Origin of the sequence: Chromobacterium sp. LK1 (assembly GCF_001043555.1) — a bacterium.
Taxonomy (GTDB): domain Bacteria; phylum Pseudomonadota; class Gammaproteobacteria; order Burkholderiales; family Chromobacteriaceae; genus Chromobacterium; species Chromobacterium aquaticum.
Genome location: NZ_LDUI01000001.1, coordinates 215,033 through 229,799 on the forward strand (window position 1 = coordinate 215,033; position 14,767 = coordinate 229,799).

At 65.3% G+C, this 14,767-nt stretch carries 15 protein-coding genes; 8 read left to right on the forward strand and 7 right to left on the reverse strand.

The features are described 5' to 3' along the window. Positions 1 to 1,407, forward strand: a complete 1,407-nt coding sequence (locus tag VI26_RS00970; protein WP_048407856.1) for an FAD-binding oxidoreductase — start codon at positions 1 to 3, stop codon at positions 1,405 to 1,407. A gap of 94 nt (positions 1,408 to 1,501) precedes the next feature. Continuing rightward, positions 1,502 to 2,599: a polyamine ABC transporter substrate-binding protein gene (locus VI26_RS00975; protein ID WP_048407857.1), complete on the forward strand. Its 1,098-nt coding sequence runs from the start codon at positions 1,502 to 1,504 to the stop codon at positions 2,597 to 2,599. On the opposite strand, the gene VI26_RS00980 is transcribed toward VI26_RS00975, so the two are convergent. Then, complete coding sequence (locus VI26_RS00980) at positions 2,577 to 3,332, reverse strand: AraC family transcriptional regulator (RefSeq protein ID WP_048407858.1); 756 nt, start codon at positions 3,330 to 3,332, stop codon at positions 2,577 to 2,579. The two genes, VI26_RS00975 and VI26_RS00980, sit on opposite strands and share 23 nt — an antisense overlap. Positions 3,333 to 3,459: 127 nt before the next feature. Here VI26_RS00980 and VI26_RS00985 point away from each other — a divergent pair, with 127 nt between their 5' ends. Next, on the forward strand, positions 3,460 to 3,855 hold the full coding sequence (locus VI26_RS00985; protein ID WP_048407859.1) for a nuclear transport factor 2 family protein: 396 nt from the start codon (positions 3,460 to 3,462) through the stop codon (positions 3,853 to 3,855). A 125-nt stretch (positions 3,856 to 3,980) separates the two neighbouring features. Here the strand turns inward: VI26_RS00985 and fabI are convergent, their stop codons facing one another. Then, on the reverse strand, positions 3,981 to 4,769 hold the full coding sequence (gene fabI / locus VI26_RS00990) for an enoyl-ACP reductase FabI (RefSeq protein ID WP_048407860.1): 789 nt from the start codon (positions 4,767 to 4,769) through the stop codon (positions 3,981 to 3,983). 212 nt (positions 4,770 to 4,981) lie between these two features. Here fabI and trxA point away from each other — a divergent pair, with 212 nt between their 5' ends. The 3 genes from trxA to VI26_RS01005 all read left to right on the forward strand — a co-directional run bounded on the left by trxA (position 4,982) and on the right by VI26_RS01005 (position 7,524). Continuing rightward, entirely contained in the window at positions 4,982 to 5,308 is a 327-nt protein-coding gene (gene trxA / locus VI26_RS00995; RefSeq protein WP_048407861.1) for a thioredoxin TrxA, read from the forward strand. Positions 5,309 to 5,432: 124 nt separating this feature from the next. After that, positions 5,433 to 6,689, forward strand: a complete 1,257-nt coding sequence (gene rho, locus VI26_RS01000; protein ID WP_048407862.1) for a transcription termination factor Rho — start codon at positions 5,433 to 5,435, stop codon at positions 6,687 to 6,689. Positions 6,690 to 6,876: 187 nt separating this feature from the next. Beyond that, positions 6,877 to 7,524: a CoA pyrophosphatase gene (locus tag VI26_RS01005; protein WP_048407863.1), complete on the forward strand. Its 648-nt coding sequence runs from the start codon at positions 6,877 to 6,879 to the stop codon at positions 7,522 to 7,524. On the opposite strand, the gene VI26_RS22985 is transcribed toward VI26_RS01005, so the two are convergent. Both VI26_RS22985 and nadC read right to left on the reverse strand, forming a co-directional pair. Further along, positions 7,502 to 9,382, reverse strand: a complete 1,881-nt coding sequence (locus VI26_RS22985) for a GGDEF domain-containing protein (RefSeq protein ID WP_053074156.1) — start codon at positions 9,380 to 9,382, stop codon at positions 7,502 to 7,504. The two genes, VI26_RS01005 and VI26_RS22985, sit on opposite strands and share 23 nt — an antisense overlap. A 76-nt stretch (positions 9,383 to 9,458) precedes the next feature. Next, complete coding sequence (nadC, locus tag VI26_RS01015) at positions 9,459 to 10,298, reverse strand: carboxylating nicotinate-nucleotide diphosphorylase (RefSeq protein WP_048407864.1); 840 nt, start codon at positions 10,296 to 10,298, stop codon at positions 9,459 to 9,461. 99 nt (positions 10,299 to 10,397) lie between these two features. On the opposite strand from nadC, the gene VI26_RS01020 reads away from it, so the two are divergent. Further along, positions 10,398 to 11,072 carry an energy-coupling factor ABC transporter permease gene (locus tag VI26_RS01020; protein WP_048407865.1) on the forward strand — a complete coding sequence of 225 codons (675 nt, stop codon included), beginning with the start codon at positions 10,398 to 10,400 and terminating at the stop codon, positions 11,070 to 11,072. A gap of 26 nt (positions 11,073 to 11,098) precedes the next feature. Then, a complete protein-coding gene (locus tag VI26_RS01025; RefSeq protein ID WP_048407866.1) occupies positions 11,099 to 11,479 on the forward strand; it encodes an MAPEG family protein in 381 nt (126 codons plus the stop codon). Between the two features lie 149 nt (positions 11,480 to 11,628). Here the strand turns inward: VI26_RS01025 and VI26_RS01030 are convergent, their stop codons facing one another. The 3 genes from VI26_RS01030 to VI26_RS01040 are packed head-to-tail and all read right to left on the reverse strand — an operon-like array spanning position 11,629 to position 14,719. Further along, positions 11,629 to 12,246, reverse strand: coding sequence for an HAD family hydrolase (locus VI26_RS01030; RefSeq protein WP_048407867.1), 618 nt, complete (start codon positions 12,244 to 12,246; stop codon positions 11,629 to 11,631). 44 nt (positions 12,247 to 12,290) lie between these two features. Then, positions 12,291 to 13,316 (reverse strand): UDP-N-acetylmuramate dehydrogenase, encoded by a 1,026-nt coding sequence (gene murB / locus VI26_RS01035; RefSeq protein ID WP_048407868.1) that lies wholly within the window; start codon positions 13,314 to 13,316, stop codon positions 12,291 to 12,293. Next, a complete protein-coding gene (locus tag VI26_RS01040; RefSeq protein ID WP_048407869.1) occupies positions 13,313 to 14,719 on the reverse strand; it encodes an MATE family efflux transporter in 1,407 nt (468 codons plus the stop codon). The genes murB and VI26_RS01040 overlap by 4 nt, the downstream gene beginning before the upstream one ends. Positions 14,720 to 14,767: the final 48 nt, after the last annotated feature.

Below are 14,767 nucleotides of genomic sequence, written 5' to 3' on the forward strand. Positions count from 1 at the left end.
ATGAGCGCCTTGTCTCAAGCCTGTTTGTGGCTGGACGCCGCACCGCCGGCGGCGCCGGCCAGGCCGCCGCTGCGGCAGTCGTCCAGCTGCGACGTGGCCATCATCGGCGGCGGCTACACCGGCCTGTGGACCGCCTATTACCTGAAGCGCGCCGCGCCGGAACTGGACGTGGCGCTATTGGAGGCGCAGCGCTGCGGCGACGGCGCTTCCGGCCGCAACGGCGGCTGGCTGCTCGGCGGCCTGGCCCAGCAGGAGCGCCACTTGCTGAGCCTGCAAGGCGCGGCGCGCGAGCAGGCCAGGCGGAGCCTGTTCGGCATCGTCGACGAGGTGGCGGCGGTGCTGGCGCGAGAGCGCATCGACTGCGACTTCGCTCATGGCGGCGTGCTGTACGCGGCGGCGCGCTATCCGGAGCAGGCGGCGATGGGGCGCGACTGGTTGCGGCAATTGCGGCGGGCCGGCCATGACGAAGCCGATTTCCGCTGGCTGGACGCGGCGGAGATGGCGGCGCAACTGGGTGTCAGCGGCGTCGGCGGCGGGATTTATTCGCCGCATTGCGCGGTGATAGACCCGGCGAAGCTGGCGTGGGGTCTGGCGCGGGCGGTGGCGGCGCTGGGCGTGCGCATCCACGAGGATAGCCCGGTCCGGCGCTGGTCGGCGGGCAAGCTCTACCTGGCCGATTGCGAGCTGAGCGCGCGGGTGGTGGTGCCGGCGCTGGAAGGCGCCGCCAGCCAGTTCTCGGCGCTGAGCCGCTGCCTGCTGCCGGTGCAAAGTTTGTTGCTGGCCACCGAGCCGCTGTCGGCGGCTCAATGGGATGAGATCGGCCTGGCGCGGCGGCAAGCGTTTGGCGATCTCAGCCGCATGGTGACTTACGGCCAGCGCAGCGTCGATGGCCGGCTGGTGTTCGGCGCGCGCGGCGGTTATCGCCTGGGCGGACGGGTGCAGTGGGATTTCGACCCCGACGCCGAAGCGTTCCGCTGGCGTGAGCGCCTGTTGCGCCGGCTGTTCCCGGCGCTGGGCGCGACGGCGGTGCAATACCGCTGGGGCGGCACCCTGGGCGTGACGCGCGCGTTTACCCCCTATGTCCTGTACGACCGGCGCGCCGGCCTCGCCATGGCCGGCGGCTATGGCGGCGAAGGCGTGGGCGCGGCCAATCTGATGGGGCGCACGCTGGCGCAGTTGATCCTGGAGCGGCCGGACCCGTTGACCGCCATGCCCTGGGTATCGACCGAAGGCGGGCTGGAGCGGGTGCGGCGCTGGGCGCCGGAACCGATTCCCTGGCTGGGTTACCACCTGGTGCGCAGCGGCTATGCCCTGGAAGAGCGCTTGTGCGCCAGCGGCGGCGCGCCGGCCTGGAGCAAGCGAGGCGCGGCGCGGCTGGCGTCGGCGCTGGAAGCCCTGCTGGCCTAGCGGCTAACAAAAGTCAGTTTCACGGCTGAGCAAGGCGCGCCGATGCAACGCAGCATCAGGCGTTTTGTTAGCCGCTCTTAAAGGAGGGGACGCGATGTGGCGAGCCATGGTGATGGGCGCGTGTCTGGCGATATGGACGCTGGCCGCGCAGGCGGAGGAACAGAATGTGCTCAATGTTTATAACTGGAGCCATTACATAGGGCAGCGCACCTTGCAGCGCTTCGAGCGCGAAACCGGAATCAAGGTCCGCTACGATGTCTACGACAGCAATGAAATTCTGCAGGGCAAGTTGTTGACCGGCCGCAGCGGCTACGATGTGGTGGGGCCGTCGATGAGCTTTCTGGGCAATCAGCTGGCGGCTGGCGCTTTTCAGTCGCTGGACAAGTCCAAGTTGCCCAATTATCGCCAGCTGGATCCGGCGCTGCTGCGACAGCTGGCCGCCGCCGATCCCGGCAACCGCCACGCGGTGCCCTATCTATGGGGCACCTCCTCGGTGGCCATAGACGAAGACCGGGTGCGGCAGGCGCTGGGTGGTCAGCCGCTGCCGGCCGACGCGCTGGCGCTGCTGTTCGATCCCGCCTATGCGGCCAAGCTCAGCGGCTGCGGCATCGCCATGATGATCTCGCCCAGCCAGGTGGTGGTGCAGGCGCTGATCTATCTGGGCAAGGACCCGGCCTTGAACCGGCCGGAAGACTTGCCCGCCGTCGCCGGCCTGCTGCGCGCGGCGCGGCCGCATGTGCGGGTGTTCACTTCCGCGCCCATCAACGATTTGGTCAACGGCGAGGTCTGCGTAGCGATGATTTATTCCGGCGACGCCTACATCGCCGCGCGTCGCGCGAGCGAGGCCAAGAGCCGGCGCAAGATCCGCTACCTGCTGTCGTCCAAGGGGGCGGAGCTGTGGATGGACACCTTCGCCATCCCCAAGGACGCGCCGCATCCGGACAATGCGCATCGCTTCATCGATTTCATGATGAGGCCGGAAGTGATGGCGGAGATCAGCAACGAGCTGTTCTACCCCAATGCCGTGCCGGCGACGCGGCCGCTGCTGGAGCGCGCGCTGACGGCGGACCGCAACCTCTATCCGGACGCGGCGACGATGGCCAGGCTGCGCAGCCAGGGGCGGGTGCCGCCGGCGCTGCAACGTGAACGGGTGCGACTGTTCAATCAGTTCAAGAACAATAGTTATCGCTGAAGGCGTCCGGGCGCCGGGCCAGCAACTGGGAGGGTGTGCAGCCGAAGTCCTGGCGGAAGGCGGCGATGAAGGCGCTGGGGCTGTCGTAGCCGCAGCGCCAGGCCGCGACGCCGACCGGCTGTCCGGCGGACAGCAATTCCAGCGAGCTCAGCAGCCTTAGTCGCCGGCGCCAGGCCTGGAAACTGAGGCCGGTTTCCTGCGGGAACAGGCGGCTGAGATTGCGGCCGCTGAGGCCGGCCCATTGCGCCCAGGCGTCGCGCGAGCGCGCATCGTCTGGCGCTTGCGTCAGCGCGGCGGCGATGCGGCGCAGGCGCGGGTCGCTGGGCTGCGGCAGCGTCAGCCGCAGCGGCGGCGATTCCGCCACTTCCTCCAGCAAAATTTCCAGCAGCCTGTGCTCGCGGTCGCTTGGCGGCGCGGCGAAATCCAACGCGCGCCGCATGATGGCCGGCGCCAGCGCGTCGCAGGTCATGGCCAGCGCATCGGCCGGCAGCCGGGAGCAGGCCGCGGCGGAGAAGTGCAGGCTGAGGCCGTCGATAGGGCCGTGGCGCTGTGAGGCGTGGCGCAAGCCGGGCGGAATCCAGGCCAGGTGGCCCGGCGGCAGCCAGAGGCGGCCGTTGGCGGTGGCTATGCTCAACACGCCTTGGCGCAGCAGGCTGAGCTGGCCGCTGTCATGGCAGTGCCAGGCTTCGGGATCGGCATCGTCGTGGCGGATGCGGGCGGCGGAGAGCAACATGCTTTGGCCTATTTAAGATATTGATTGGCATTATAGCGATAACAAGTCATGGCGGGACGCGGCGATACTGGCGGCACGCGGCGGCTGTTCCGGCGGCCGCGTCCTATCCATTGATACAGGAGTGACTATGTCGAACACCGCAATCACCTTGGTACGCGAATTATTCGAATGCGCATTGCTGCGCCCGGAGCTGGACGAAGCCAGGCTGGCGCAATTGGTGCATCCCGAATACCGTCAGCAGGCGGATGGACGCAGCCTGGATTACGCCGATTTCGTCAAGCACCTGCGCCATCTGAAACAGGCGTGCGGCCGGGTCGTCCTTGAAATCCTGAGTTGGGCGGAGCAGGGCGAACGCGTGTTCACCCGCCATCTCGTCGCCGCCGACAAGTGGGATGGCGGCCAGGTGCGCATGCTGGTGATCGCCGAGTTCCGTGTGCGCGACGGCCGGGTGGTCGCCTGCGATGAACTGACGCATATGCTGGCCGGGACGGGGGAGGACAGGGATCTGGGCTCTCGCCACTGATGCGAGTTTGGCCGGCGTTCAAAGCCTGCTGCGCTTGGGCGGTTAGGGCGGGCAATAGTGGAGGTGCATGGGCGCGGGCAAAAAAAAATGGACCCGGCGGGTCCATTTCCAGATGCGCGATTGAATCAGGCTTCGGGCACGTTCAGCGAATTGATGCTGAAGCCGGCGTCGACATAGGTGATTTCGCCGGTGATGCCGGAAGACAGATTGGACAGCAGGAAGGCGGCGGTATTGCCCACTTCCTCGGTGGTGACGTTGCGGCGCAGACAGGACTGGCCGGCGGCCATGGCCAGCAGCTTGGAGAAGCCGGAAATGCCGGCGGCGGCCAGGGTCTTGATCGGGCCGGCGGAAATGCCGTTGACGCGGATGCCGTCCTTGCCGAGGCTGGCGGCCATGAAGCGCACCGAGGCTTCCAGGCTGGCCTTGGCCAGGCCCATCACATTGTAGTTCGGGATCGCGCGCACCGCGCCCAGGTAGGACAGGGTCAGCAGCGCGGCGTTGCGGCCTTGCATCATCGGGCGCGCGGCCTTGGCCAGCGCCGGGAAGCTGTAGGCGGAAACTTCATGAGCGGTCTGGAATGCTTCGCGGCTCAGCGCGTCCAGGAAATCGCCTTCCAGCGATTCGCGCGGGGCGAAGGCGATGGCGTGCACCAGGCCGTCCAGGCCGTCCCATTCCTTGCCCAGATCGGTAAACAGTTTGTTGATTTCTTCGTCGCTTTGCACATCGCAGCGGAAAACCAGCTTGGAACCGAAGTCGGCGGCCATTTCACGCACGCGGTCTTCCAGCTTGTCCACCACATAGGTGAACGCCAGTTCCGCGCCCTCGCGATGACAGGCCTGGGCAATGCCGTAGGCGATGGAGCGGTTGGAGATCATGCCGGTGATCAGAATCTTTTTGCCTTGCAGAAAGCCCATTTGGCGTCCTTCTCGGGATAAACAGCTGCGCATTATACCGAAGCCTTGGGTTTTCAGCAGCGGCATTGTCGGGCGCGGGCATGCTATATAAGGAAATGGCGAAGCGCGCGGCGGGCGCTCGGCGCCGGATTTCCGGTTGCCCCGGTCCTCCGTGCTTGTTACCATCACACATCAATTGAGCAGTTGCGCCAAATATATATAGCGAGGAAACCATGAGCGATCTTATTCACCACGTAAGCGATGACAGTTTCGATAACGATGTGCTGAAAGCCGACCTGCCGGTGCTGGTCGACTACTGGGCCGAGTGGTGTGGTCCGTGCAAGATGATCGCTCCCATCCTGGACGAAGTGGCCAAGGAATACGAAGGCCGTCTGAAAGTGGTCAAGCTGAACATCGACCAGAACGAGCTGACGCCGCCGAAATTCGGCATCCGCGGCATCCCGACGCTGATGATTTTCAAGGATGGCCAAGTGGCCGCCACCAAGGTGGGCGCGCTGGCCAAGAGCCAGTTGACCGCCTTCATTGACAGCCAACTGTAAAGCGTCTATTCTCCAGCAAAATCTCAAAACGGGTAGCGATTGACGCGTTGCCCGTTCCATTTTTTACGCCACCCTCCGAATTCAGCGTTCCGCTAAATCGTTACCGAGTCGACCTACGGCTGCTATGCACTTATCTGATCTAAAACATCTTCATGTTTCCGAGCTCGTTGAAATGGCCATTTCCAACGAGATCGACGGGGCCAACCGACTGCGCAAGCAGGACTTGATCTTCGCGTTGTTGAAAAACCAGGCCAAAAAAGGCGAAAGCATTTTTGGCGAAGGTACCCTGGAAGTGCTGCCGGATGGTTTCGGTTTCCTGCGCAGCCCGGACACCTCCTACCTGGCCGGCCCGGATGACATCTACGTCAGCCCGTCGCAGATTCGTCGCTTCAACCTGCATACCGGCGATTCGATCGAAGGCGAGATCCGCACCCCGAAGGATGGCGAACGCTATTTCGCGCTGGTCAAGGTGGACAAGGTCAACGGCGAGGCGCCGGAGAACTCCAAGCACAAGATTCTGTTCGAGAACCTGACGCCGCTGTTCCCCACCGAGCAGTTCAAGCTGGAACGCGAGATTCGCGCCGAGGAAAACATCACCGGCCGCATCATCGACCTGATCTCGCCGATCGGCAAGGGTCAGCGCGGCCTGCTGGTGGCACCGCCCAAGTCCGGCAAGACCGTGATGCTGCAGCACATCGCTCACGCCATCACCGCCAATCACCCGGAAGCGGTGCTGATCGTGCTGCTGATCGACGAACGCCCGGAAGAAGTGACCGAGATGCAACGCTCGGTCAAGGGCGAAGTGGTGTCCTCCACCTTCGACGAGCCGGCCACCCGCCACGTGCAAGTGGCCGAGATGGTGATCGAGAAGGCCAAGCGCCTGGTGGAACACAAGAAGGACGTGGTGATCCTGCTGGATTCCATCACCCGTCTGGCGCGCGCTTACAACACCGTGGTGCCGGCCTCCGGCAAGGTGCTGACCGGTGGCGTGGACGCCAACGCGCTGCAGCGCCCGAAGCGCTTCTTCGGCGCCGCGCGCAATGTGGAAGAGGGCGGCAGCCTGACCATCATCGCCACCGCGCTGATCGATACCGGCAGCCGCATGGACGATGTGATCTACGAGGAATTCAAGGGCACCGGCAATAGCGAAATCCATCTGGAACGCCGCATGGCCGAGAAGCGCATCTTCCCGGCGCTGAACATCAACCGTTCCGGCACCCGCCGCGAAGAGTTGCTGATTCCGCAGGACCAGCTGCAACGCATCTGGGTGCTGCGCAAGCTGCTCTACCCGATGGATGATCTGGAGGCGATGGAATTCCTGCAGGACAAGATCAAGGCCACCAAGTCGAACCAGCAATTCTTCGACTCGATGCGCCGCTGAGCGGAAATGCTCACAAGGATGCCAGGCTACCAGCCTGGCATTTTTTTTGTCCATCTCGCAGCAAGTGGGAGTTTTTTGTTAAAAGCCGTGGCGGCGGTGCCTGCGCGGCCGCGCTTTGGCCTAAGATGGAGCAATGGCGCCGCTGCTCATAATCATTGGACGGCGCGGACGGGCAGGGGACAACAATATGTGGTCGATGGAGGCGGGAGAGGCTGCCGACTGGATTAGCGGTCGGCTGTCCGGCTATGACTTTACCGGCAGGGTGGGCGATTTGAGTTACCGTCCGGCCGATGACGGGTTGCGGCCGGCGGCGGTGCTGGTGCCGCTGGTGTGGCGGCTGGAGGGGCCGACGGTATTGCTGACCCGGCGCGCGGAAAACCTGCCGGCGCATGGCGGCCAGGTCAGTTTTCCCGGCGGTAAGCTGGAGCGGGAGGATGGCTCGGCCGAGCGCGCCGCGCTGCGCGAAACCTGGGAGGAAACCGGGCTGGAGGCCGGCCGCGTCCGCCTGCTGGGGAGGCTGCCCGATTATGTGACGATCACCGGCTTCGTGGTCACGCCGGTGGTGGGCATGGTGCTGCCGCCGTTCGAACTGCATCCGGAGCCGGGGGAAGTGGCCGAGGTGTTCGAGGCGCCGCTGCCGCTGCTGATGGATACCGGCGCCTACCAGCGCCACAGCCATCGCGGTGACGATGGCCAATTGCGCGCCTATATGTCGCTGGATTGGCAGCGCCACCGAATCTGGGGTGCCACCGCGGCGATGTTGTGGCTGCTGGCCGACGCGCTGGGCGTGGCCGGGCAGGACGCGCCGCCGTTCAGATCATGTCCAGATCGTTGAACAGGATGTTGCGGCCGGCGACCTTGGCCTCGTAAAGCAGGCGGTCGGCGCGCGCCAGCATCAATTCCGGCGTGTCGTGCGGGCGCCAGTCGGTCAGCCCGCCGCTGAAGGTCACGCTCTGGTCCACCAGCGGGAAGCGGGTCTGGCTCAGCACCACCTGCACCCGTTCCATCACCTTCTGCGCATCGCGCAAGCGGGTGCAGGGGAAAATCACCAGGAATTCCTCGCCGCCTACCCGCGCGCAGATGTCGGTGTTGCGCGTGGTGTCGGTCAGCGCATTGGCCACCGCCACCAGCACATTGTCGCCGGCCTGGTGGCCGTGGCGGTCGTTGAATTGCTTGAAGTGGTCGATATCGAACACCGCGATGGTCATGGACTGGCCATAGCGTTCGCAGCGGCTGATCTCGTCTTTCAGCATCATGTCGGCGTAGCGCCGGTTGTACAAATGGGTCAGCGGATCGGTGGCGGCCATTTCGCTCAGCTGCTGATTGCTTTCCTGCAATTGCTGCTCCAACTGCTTGCGCGAGGAAATGTCGTAGAGCGCCACCAGGGTGGACGGCGGCGAGCGTTCGCCCAGCGGGCGCAGCGAGACAATCACCCAGAGCCGGCTCTGATCTTCCAGCTCCAGCTCGATCTCCTGGCTTTCTATCTCCCTGCCGGCTTCCAGCCACTGCTCCAGAGGCTGCAGCCGGAACGGCAGATTGAGGATGTCGGAATCCTCCTTGGTGTCGGGCGCGCGTGGCGGCAGTTGCAGCATTGCGCGCGCCAGCGCGTTGCCGCGCTGTATACGCCGGGTTCTGGGGTTGACCAGCAGCAGAGCCAGCGGCGCGGTGTCCAGGATCAGCTTGGCCTCTTCCTCGCTCTGGCGGATCAGGTCGGTACTGCGGCTCAGCAGCGCATGCTGACGCAGATTGGACAGGTAGTTGCGCAGCGCCAGCAGCGTTATGCCGGCGATGAACAGCCAACCCAGCAGCGCCAGCACGGCTTTTTCCTGCACGGTGCGGGTGAAGTCCTTGCGGGCGATGCCCACCGCGACCTGGAAGGGGTAGCGGCCGGTCTGGCTCTGACTGTAGAGCCGGGTGGCGCCGTCGACATTGGACGGGGCGCTGAATTGTGCCTGAGCGCCATCGCGGCTGAACAGCTTGCTGGGTTGCAGCGGGCGGAGCTGCTGCTCCAGCCCCTTGGGCGGCTTGGGCCAGCGCGCCACCATCAACTGGCGCTGGTCCAACACCAGAATTTCGCCGTGCTCGCCGACGGTGACGCGCGAAACCTCGTCCTGGAAGAAATTGCTGGCGATGACGCCGGTGGCCATGCCGATGACGTTGCCTTCGTCGTCGCGCAGCTTGCTGGCCAGCGCGATGCCGTGCTGCTCGGGATTGTGCTGGGCTGCGGTGTAGTTGTTTTCCGGGTTTTCATTGCGGTGCAGCCAGCGGCAGAACTCATTGTGCGGCTGGCGTACCTGATTGGCCTGGCGGCTGGTGAAGATGGCCTGGCAGGCGCTGTCTATGATTTCTATCTGGCTCAGATAGGGCGCCAGCTGCAGTTGCAGCTGCAGCTGCTGGAACAGCTTCTGCTGTTCGCTCTCGCTGCTTTTTCCGGTGTGCAGCAGCGTCTGTACTTGCGGTAGTTGGCCGCTGCTTTGCAGGATCAGGCCGGCTTCGCTGATGCCGGCGGCCAGGCGTTCCGCCAGCAGCTGGCTGAGGCCGCTGGCCTGCCGCAGCGCGTTCTCCTCCTCCTGGCGGTAGGTGTTGAGCAATTCCAGGCCCACCATGGCCAGCGTGCCGAACAAAAAGAGGATGGAACCCCAGATCGCGTAGCGGGCCGGGCGTTTGTTCCGTTTGCGGAGGTGGAAGTCCATGACGCTCGTGGTTGGGAGTTATGAACCCGTTATAGCGCTAGGCAAGCGGGGGCGACAGGGCGGCCCCGCCCGCGGTTCAGGTGAAGCGCATCGACAGATCGACGGCGCGGACGTCCTTGGTCAACTTGCCCACCGAAATGCGGTCGACGCCGGTTTCCGCGATCGCGCGCACGCTGTCGAAATCCACGCCGCCGGAGGCTTCCAATTGCGCGCGGCCGGCGCTGAGCGCCACCGCCGCCCGCATTTGCTCCAGCGACATATTATCCAGCAGCACCAGCTTGGCGCCGTGGCTCAGCGCTTCGTCCAGCTGCTGCAACGTCTCCACCTCGATCTGCAGGCTGACCTCGGCCGGGGCCAGCCGCTGCGCGGCCTGCAGCGCGGCGGCGATGCCGCCGGCGGCCATGATGTGGTTTTCCTTGATCAGGATGCCGTCGAACAAGCCTATGCGTTGATTGTCGCCGCCGCCCACCGTTACCGCGTATTTCTGCGCCAGCCGCAGGCCGGGCATGGTCTTGCGGGTGTCCAGGATGCGGGCGCGGCTGCCGGCCACGGCGTCGACATAGCGGCGGGTTTCGCTGGCGACGGCGGACAAGATCTGCAGGAAATTGAGCGCGGAGCGCTCCGCGGTCAGCAGCGCGCGCGCTGGGCCGGCAATACGGCACAACTCGTCGCCGGCGGCGAGCTCGGAGCCTTCCGCCGCCAGCCATTCCACCCGGCAGCGAGAATCCACCTGGCGGAAGCATTCGTCGAACCAGGCCTGGCCGCACAGCGTGGCCGCCTCGCGCGCGATGACGCGCGCCGCGCCGTCCTCGCGTTCTGGAATCAGCTGGGCGGTCCAGTCGCAGCGGCCGATGTCTTCGGCCAGCGCTGCGGCGACCTGCTGGGCGATCAAGTGGTGGGCGGGCAGAACGGGCATACGGTGCTCTCCAAGAAAACGCCATTGTACCGAATGCGGCATCTTGGTGGCATGCGCTCTGGTATCATTCTGAATGGATAATTTGGCGACAGGTAGGCCATGGATTTGCCCGCACAGTTTTTCCCCGCAATCGCGCTTGGCGCAAGCAATGTCGTGGCGGCCGCCGTTTTGGCGCTGGCGGCGCGGCGAGTCGCCTGGCGCAGCCTGCCGCCGGCTGCCGGCAATGCCTGGATGGGCGCTTGCGTGCTGGCGCTGGCCTTGTGGTTGTTGCGCGGCGGCCTGGCGCCGGGGCTGTCCTTTCATCTGCTGGGCGCCGGGCTGTTCACCCTGATGATGGGGCCGTGGCTGGCGCTGTTGGCGCTGAGCCTGCCCTTGCTGGCCTTGGCGCTGGGCGGGCAGGTCGACGCGGCGGCGCTGGGGATCAATTGGCTGACCATGGTGTTGCCGCCGGTGGCCCTGTCCGGCGCCGCGCTGCGCTTGAGCCAGCGCGCCCTGCCCAGCAATCTGTTCGTCTATGTCTTCGTCAACGGCTTTCTCGCCGGCGGCGCCGGCATGTTCGCCGCCGGCCTGAGCGGCCTGCTGGCGCTGGGTCTGGTCGGCGCCTATCCGTGGGACCAGTTGCTGGAGGAAACGCTGCCGTTCTATTTTTTGTTATCGTGGTCGGAGGCGTTCACCACCGGCTTGCTGGCGGCGGTGCTGGTGGTGTACCGGCCCGCCTGGATGTCGACGTTTGACGATGGCCGTTACCTTGGGCGCCGCCGCCGCGCGCCTTGATAGATGGACATTTGGAGGAGAGCGTTATGTCGTTTGCGTTATGGAGCATCTTGTTGGCGGCGCTGCTGCCGTTGATCTGGGCCGGAGTGGCCAAGGCCGGCTCGCGCGTGGATAACCACAAGCCGCGCGAAGCGATGGCCCAGGTCGGCGGCTACCGGCTGCGCGCCAACTGGGCGCAACAGAATGCCTGGGAGGCGTTTCCGACCTATGCCGCCGCGGTGCTGGTGGGCTGGGGCATGCATGTGCCGCCGGCCTTCCTGAATCTCGCCGCCGCGGTGTTCATCGCGGCGCGGATCGCGCACGGCTTGCTGTATCTGGCCGATCAGGCGAGCTTGCGCTCGCTGTCCTGGCTGATCGGTTTGCTGACGGTGGTGGCGATTTTCTGCAAGGCCGGCGGCTTGTTCTAGCTTTAGAGCCTGTTCAAAGGCTCGCGAGCTAGAGCGAGACAAGGCGAAAACAGCTGAGGAAGCGGAGTCTACAAGTAGTAAATGAGCATTCCGAAGCGGTACTCACCGTGCCACGTCTCACGAAGCGCAGCAGACTTTGAACAGGTTTGTTAGACGGTTTCCAGCCAGCCGTTGGCGCGCAGCGCGGCCTGCACCTGCTCCAGGCCCTTGGTGTGGAAGGCTTGCCAGCCGGCGCGGCGGGCGGCGTCCACGCATTCGATATTGTCATCGAAAAAGGCGATGCGTTCCGCCGCGACGTCCAGCTCGCGCTGCACGTATTGGTAGACCGCGGCATCGGGCTTGCGCAGGCCGATCAGATGGGAGGCGAACAAGCGCTCGAAGTGCTGCAGCAGGCCGAACTCGCGTTCGATCTTGTCCCAGTGCAGCGCATTATTGTTGCTGAGCACCGCCAGTCGGTGCCGTTTGGCCAGCTGGCCCAGCATTTCATCGGCGCCGGGGAAGGCGCCTTGCAGCCAGCTGTCCAGCTGCGCGGTCATCTCCGCCGCGTCCATATCCAGCCCCAGGCTGTCCGCCATCGCGGCGCTGAACGCTTCCGGCGTGCAGGCGCCGGTGTCCAGTTTGGCGATCCACGGAGTATTCATCCAGAACAGCCTGGCCTGCTCGCTGTCCAGCTTGCCATTGGACAGCTTCACCAAGGGGTTGATGCCGTCCCAGTCCACCAGTACCCCGCCCAGATCAAACACCAGTATGTCGACAGAAGAGTTCATTGTGCCTCGCTTGCTTGAACGCCGGCGCGCTTGCGCGCGACGGTTTATAGAATGATGGGCTCCGGCTCCAGTTCCACGCCAAAGCGCAGTTTGACCTCGGCGCGAACCTTGGCGGCCAGCGCGCGCATTTGTTCGCCGCTGGCGGAGCCGTAGTTGACCAGCACCAGCGCCTGGCGCGCGTGCACGCCGGCGTCGCCGTCGCGATGGCCCTTGAGCCCGCATTGATCGATCAGCCAGCCGGCGGCCAGCTTGGTCTTGCCGTCGGCGGCCGGGTAGTGCGGCAGCGCCGGATGGCGTTCCAGCAAGGCTTGCGCCTGTTCCGTCGGCACCACGGGGTTTTTGAAGAAGCTGCCGGCATTGCCCAGTTGGGCCGGATTGGGCAGCTTGCTGGAGCGGATGCGGACCACGGCGGCGCTGACGTCGAGCGGTGTGGGCGTGGTGACGCCGGCTGCGGCCAGTTCCTGTTGGATGTCGCCGTAGCCGGTGCGCAGGCGCGGCGCGTGCGACAGGCGGAAACGCACCGCGACGACCAGCAGCCGGCCGGCAGCCTGGTGCTTGAACACGCTGTCGCGGTAGCCGAAGCGGCACTCGGCGGCGGAAAGCGTCAGCGGCGCGCCGCCGTTCTCGAGATCGGCGCAGATCACCTGGTGGATGTGGTCCTTGACCTCGACGCCGTAGGCGCCGATGTTCTGGATCGGGCTGGCGCCGACGGTGCCGGGAATCAGGCTCAGATTCTCCAGGCCGTAGCAGCCCTGCTCTAGAGTGTGCTGCACGAAGGCATGCCAGTTTTCGCCGGCGGCGGCCTCGACGATCACTTCATCGCCGTTTTCTTCCAGCAAGCGGATGCCGCGGAGGGCCAATTTGACCACCAGTCCGGGGTAGTCGCGAGTGAACAGCAGATTGCTGCCGCCGCCCAGCCACAGCACCGGGCCGGCTTGATAGGCCGGGCTGGCCAGCAGCGCCGGCAGCTCGGCCAGCGTGTCCAGCTGGCAAAAAACGAGGGCGCGCACGTCCATGCCAAAGGTGTTCAGCGGTTTGAGCGGATAGTCGTGGCAGAAGGTCAGGCTCATGGCGCCGGTTCCGTTTGAAGTTGTCGATGCAGGCGGCGGCGGCTTTCGCCCGCCAGATAGCGGGTCAGGAACAGAGCGGCCACGCTCAGGCTGATCACCAGCGCGGTCCAGAAACCGAACACGCCCATGGGTTTTGGGGTCAGCCAGTCGGTGAGGCCCAGGGTGATGCCCAGGCCCAGGCCGACGCACCAGAACGACAGGATGTGAATGATCATCGGCACCGTGGTCAGCTTGTAGCCGCGCAGCGCGCCGGAGGCGATGGTTTGGGCCGCGTCGGTCAATTGGTAGACGGCGGCGAACAGCAGCAGGGTGGCGCCCATCGCGATCACGCGCGGGTCCGGCGTGTACATGCGCATGATGGGCTCGCGGAACAGTAGCACCACCAGCATCGCGCAGAAGGCCATGCTCAGGCCCAGCAACAGGCCGACGCCGGAGCTGAAGCGGGCGGCGCGATAGTCGCCGGCGCCGACATGGTGGCCGACGCGCACCGACATCGCGGTGGCCACGCTCTGCGGCAGCATATAGATGATGCTGGAAAAATTGAGCACCGATTGATGGGTGGCCACCACCACGGTGCCCAGCTCTGCGATCAGCAGCGCGATGAAGGAAAACAGGCTGACTTCGACGAAGAAGGACAGGCCGATAGGCACGCCCAGCTTCAGAAAGCCGCGGTACATGCGCCAGTCCGGGCCGCGCAGCCGCTCCAGCAGCCGGAACTGGCGGAAGTTGCGGTGCCAGCTGACATAGGCGAGCAAGGCCAGGCAATTGAACCAGAACACGATGCCGGTGGCCCAGCCGCAGCCGGCGCCGCCCAGCTTGGGCAGGCCGAACAGGCCGTGGATCAGGATGTAGTTGAGCGGTATGTTCAGCGCCAGCGCCAGCAGGCTGACCACCATGATGGCCTTGGGCCGGCCCAGGCTGGACGCGTAGGCGTGCAGCGCGCGGTGGGTCATCGCCGCCGGCATGCCCACGGCGGCACCGGTGATGAACAGCATCACCTTGTCGATGACTTCCGGCGGCAGGTGCAGCCACAGCCGCAGCGCCGGTTCCAGCGCCACCATCATCGCGGCGCCGAGGAGGCCGATCAGCAGGCCGAACCACAGGCCCTGACGCGCGGTGTCTTTGAACTTGTCGTGCTCGCCGGCGCCCAGCTGGTGAGCGAGGATGGGGTTGAGCGCGGTGACGATGCCCATCAGCGTGACGTAGAAGGTGATGAACACGCTGGCGCCCAGCGAGACGGCGGCCAGATCGTCGGTGCTGACGCGGCCGGCCATCACGGTGTCGACGAAGGCGGTGGCGACCTGGGCGATCTGGGCGATCATCATCGGCAGCGCCAGCCGGCTGATTTGACGGGCTTCCTGCAGCACGGCCCCGCGCGGGGCGCGATTGATTTCAAACAGCATGGGAGTAGGGCTGAAATGGCACGGAGAACTGGCCATTATACCGGCTGA

Coding starts and splice junctions, on each gene's coding strand:
- VI26_RS00970 (WP_048407856.1), top strand. CDS start 1: ATGAGCGCCTTGTCTCAAGCCTGTTTGTGGCTGGACGCCGCACCGCCG.
- VI26_RS00975 (WP_048407857.1), top strand. CDS start 1,502: ATGTGGCGAGCCATGGTGATGGGCGCGTGTCTGGCGATATGGACGCTG.
- VI26_RS00980 (WP_048407858.1), bottom strand. CDS start 3,332: ATGTTGCTCTCCGCCGCCCGCATCCGCCACGACGATGCCGATCCCGAA.
- VI26_RS00985 (WP_048407859.1), top strand. CDS start 3,460: ATGTCGAACACCGCAATCACCTTGGTACGCGAATTATTCGAATGCGCA.
- fabI (WP_048407860.1), bottom strand. CDS start 4,769: ATGGGCTTTCTGCAAGGCAAAAAGATTCTGATCACCGGCATGATCTCC.
- trxA (WP_048407861.1), top strand. CDS start 4,982: ATGAGCGATCTTATTCACCACGTAAGCGATGACAGTTTCGATAACGAT.
- rho (WP_048407862.1), top strand. CDS start 5,433: ATGCACTTATCTGATCTAAAACATCTTCATGTTTCCGAGCTCGTTGAA.
- VI26_RS01005 (WP_048407863.1), top strand. CDS start 6,877: ATGTGGTCGATGGAGGCGGGAGAGGCTGCCGACTGGATTAGCGGTCGG.
- VI26_RS22985 (WP_053074156.1), bottom strand. CDS start 9,382: ATGGACTTCCACCTCCGCAAACGGAACAAACGCCCGGCCCGCTACGCG.
- nadC (WP_048407864.1), bottom strand. CDS start 10,298: ATGCCCGTTCTGCCCGCCCACCACTTGATCGCCCAGCAGGTCGCCGCA.
- VI26_RS01020 (WP_048407865.1), top strand. CDS start 10,398: ATGGATTTGCCCGCACAGTTTTTCCCCGCAATCGCGCTTGGCGCAAGC.
- VI26_RS01025 (WP_048407866.1), top strand. CDS start 11,099: ATGTCGTTTGCGTTATGGAGCATCTTGTTGGCGGCGCTGCTGCCGTTG.
- VI26_RS01030 (WP_048407867.1), bottom strand. CDS start 12,246: ATGAACTCTTCTGTCGACATACTGGTGTTTGATCTGGGCGGGGTACTG.
- murB (WP_048407868.1), bottom strand. CDS start 13,316: ATGAGCCTGACCTTCTGCCACGACTATCCGCTCAAACCGCTGAACACC.
- VI26_RS01040 (WP_048407869.1), bottom strand. CDS start 14,719: ATGCTGTTTGAAATCAATCGCGCCCCGCGCGGGGCCGTGCTGCAGGAA.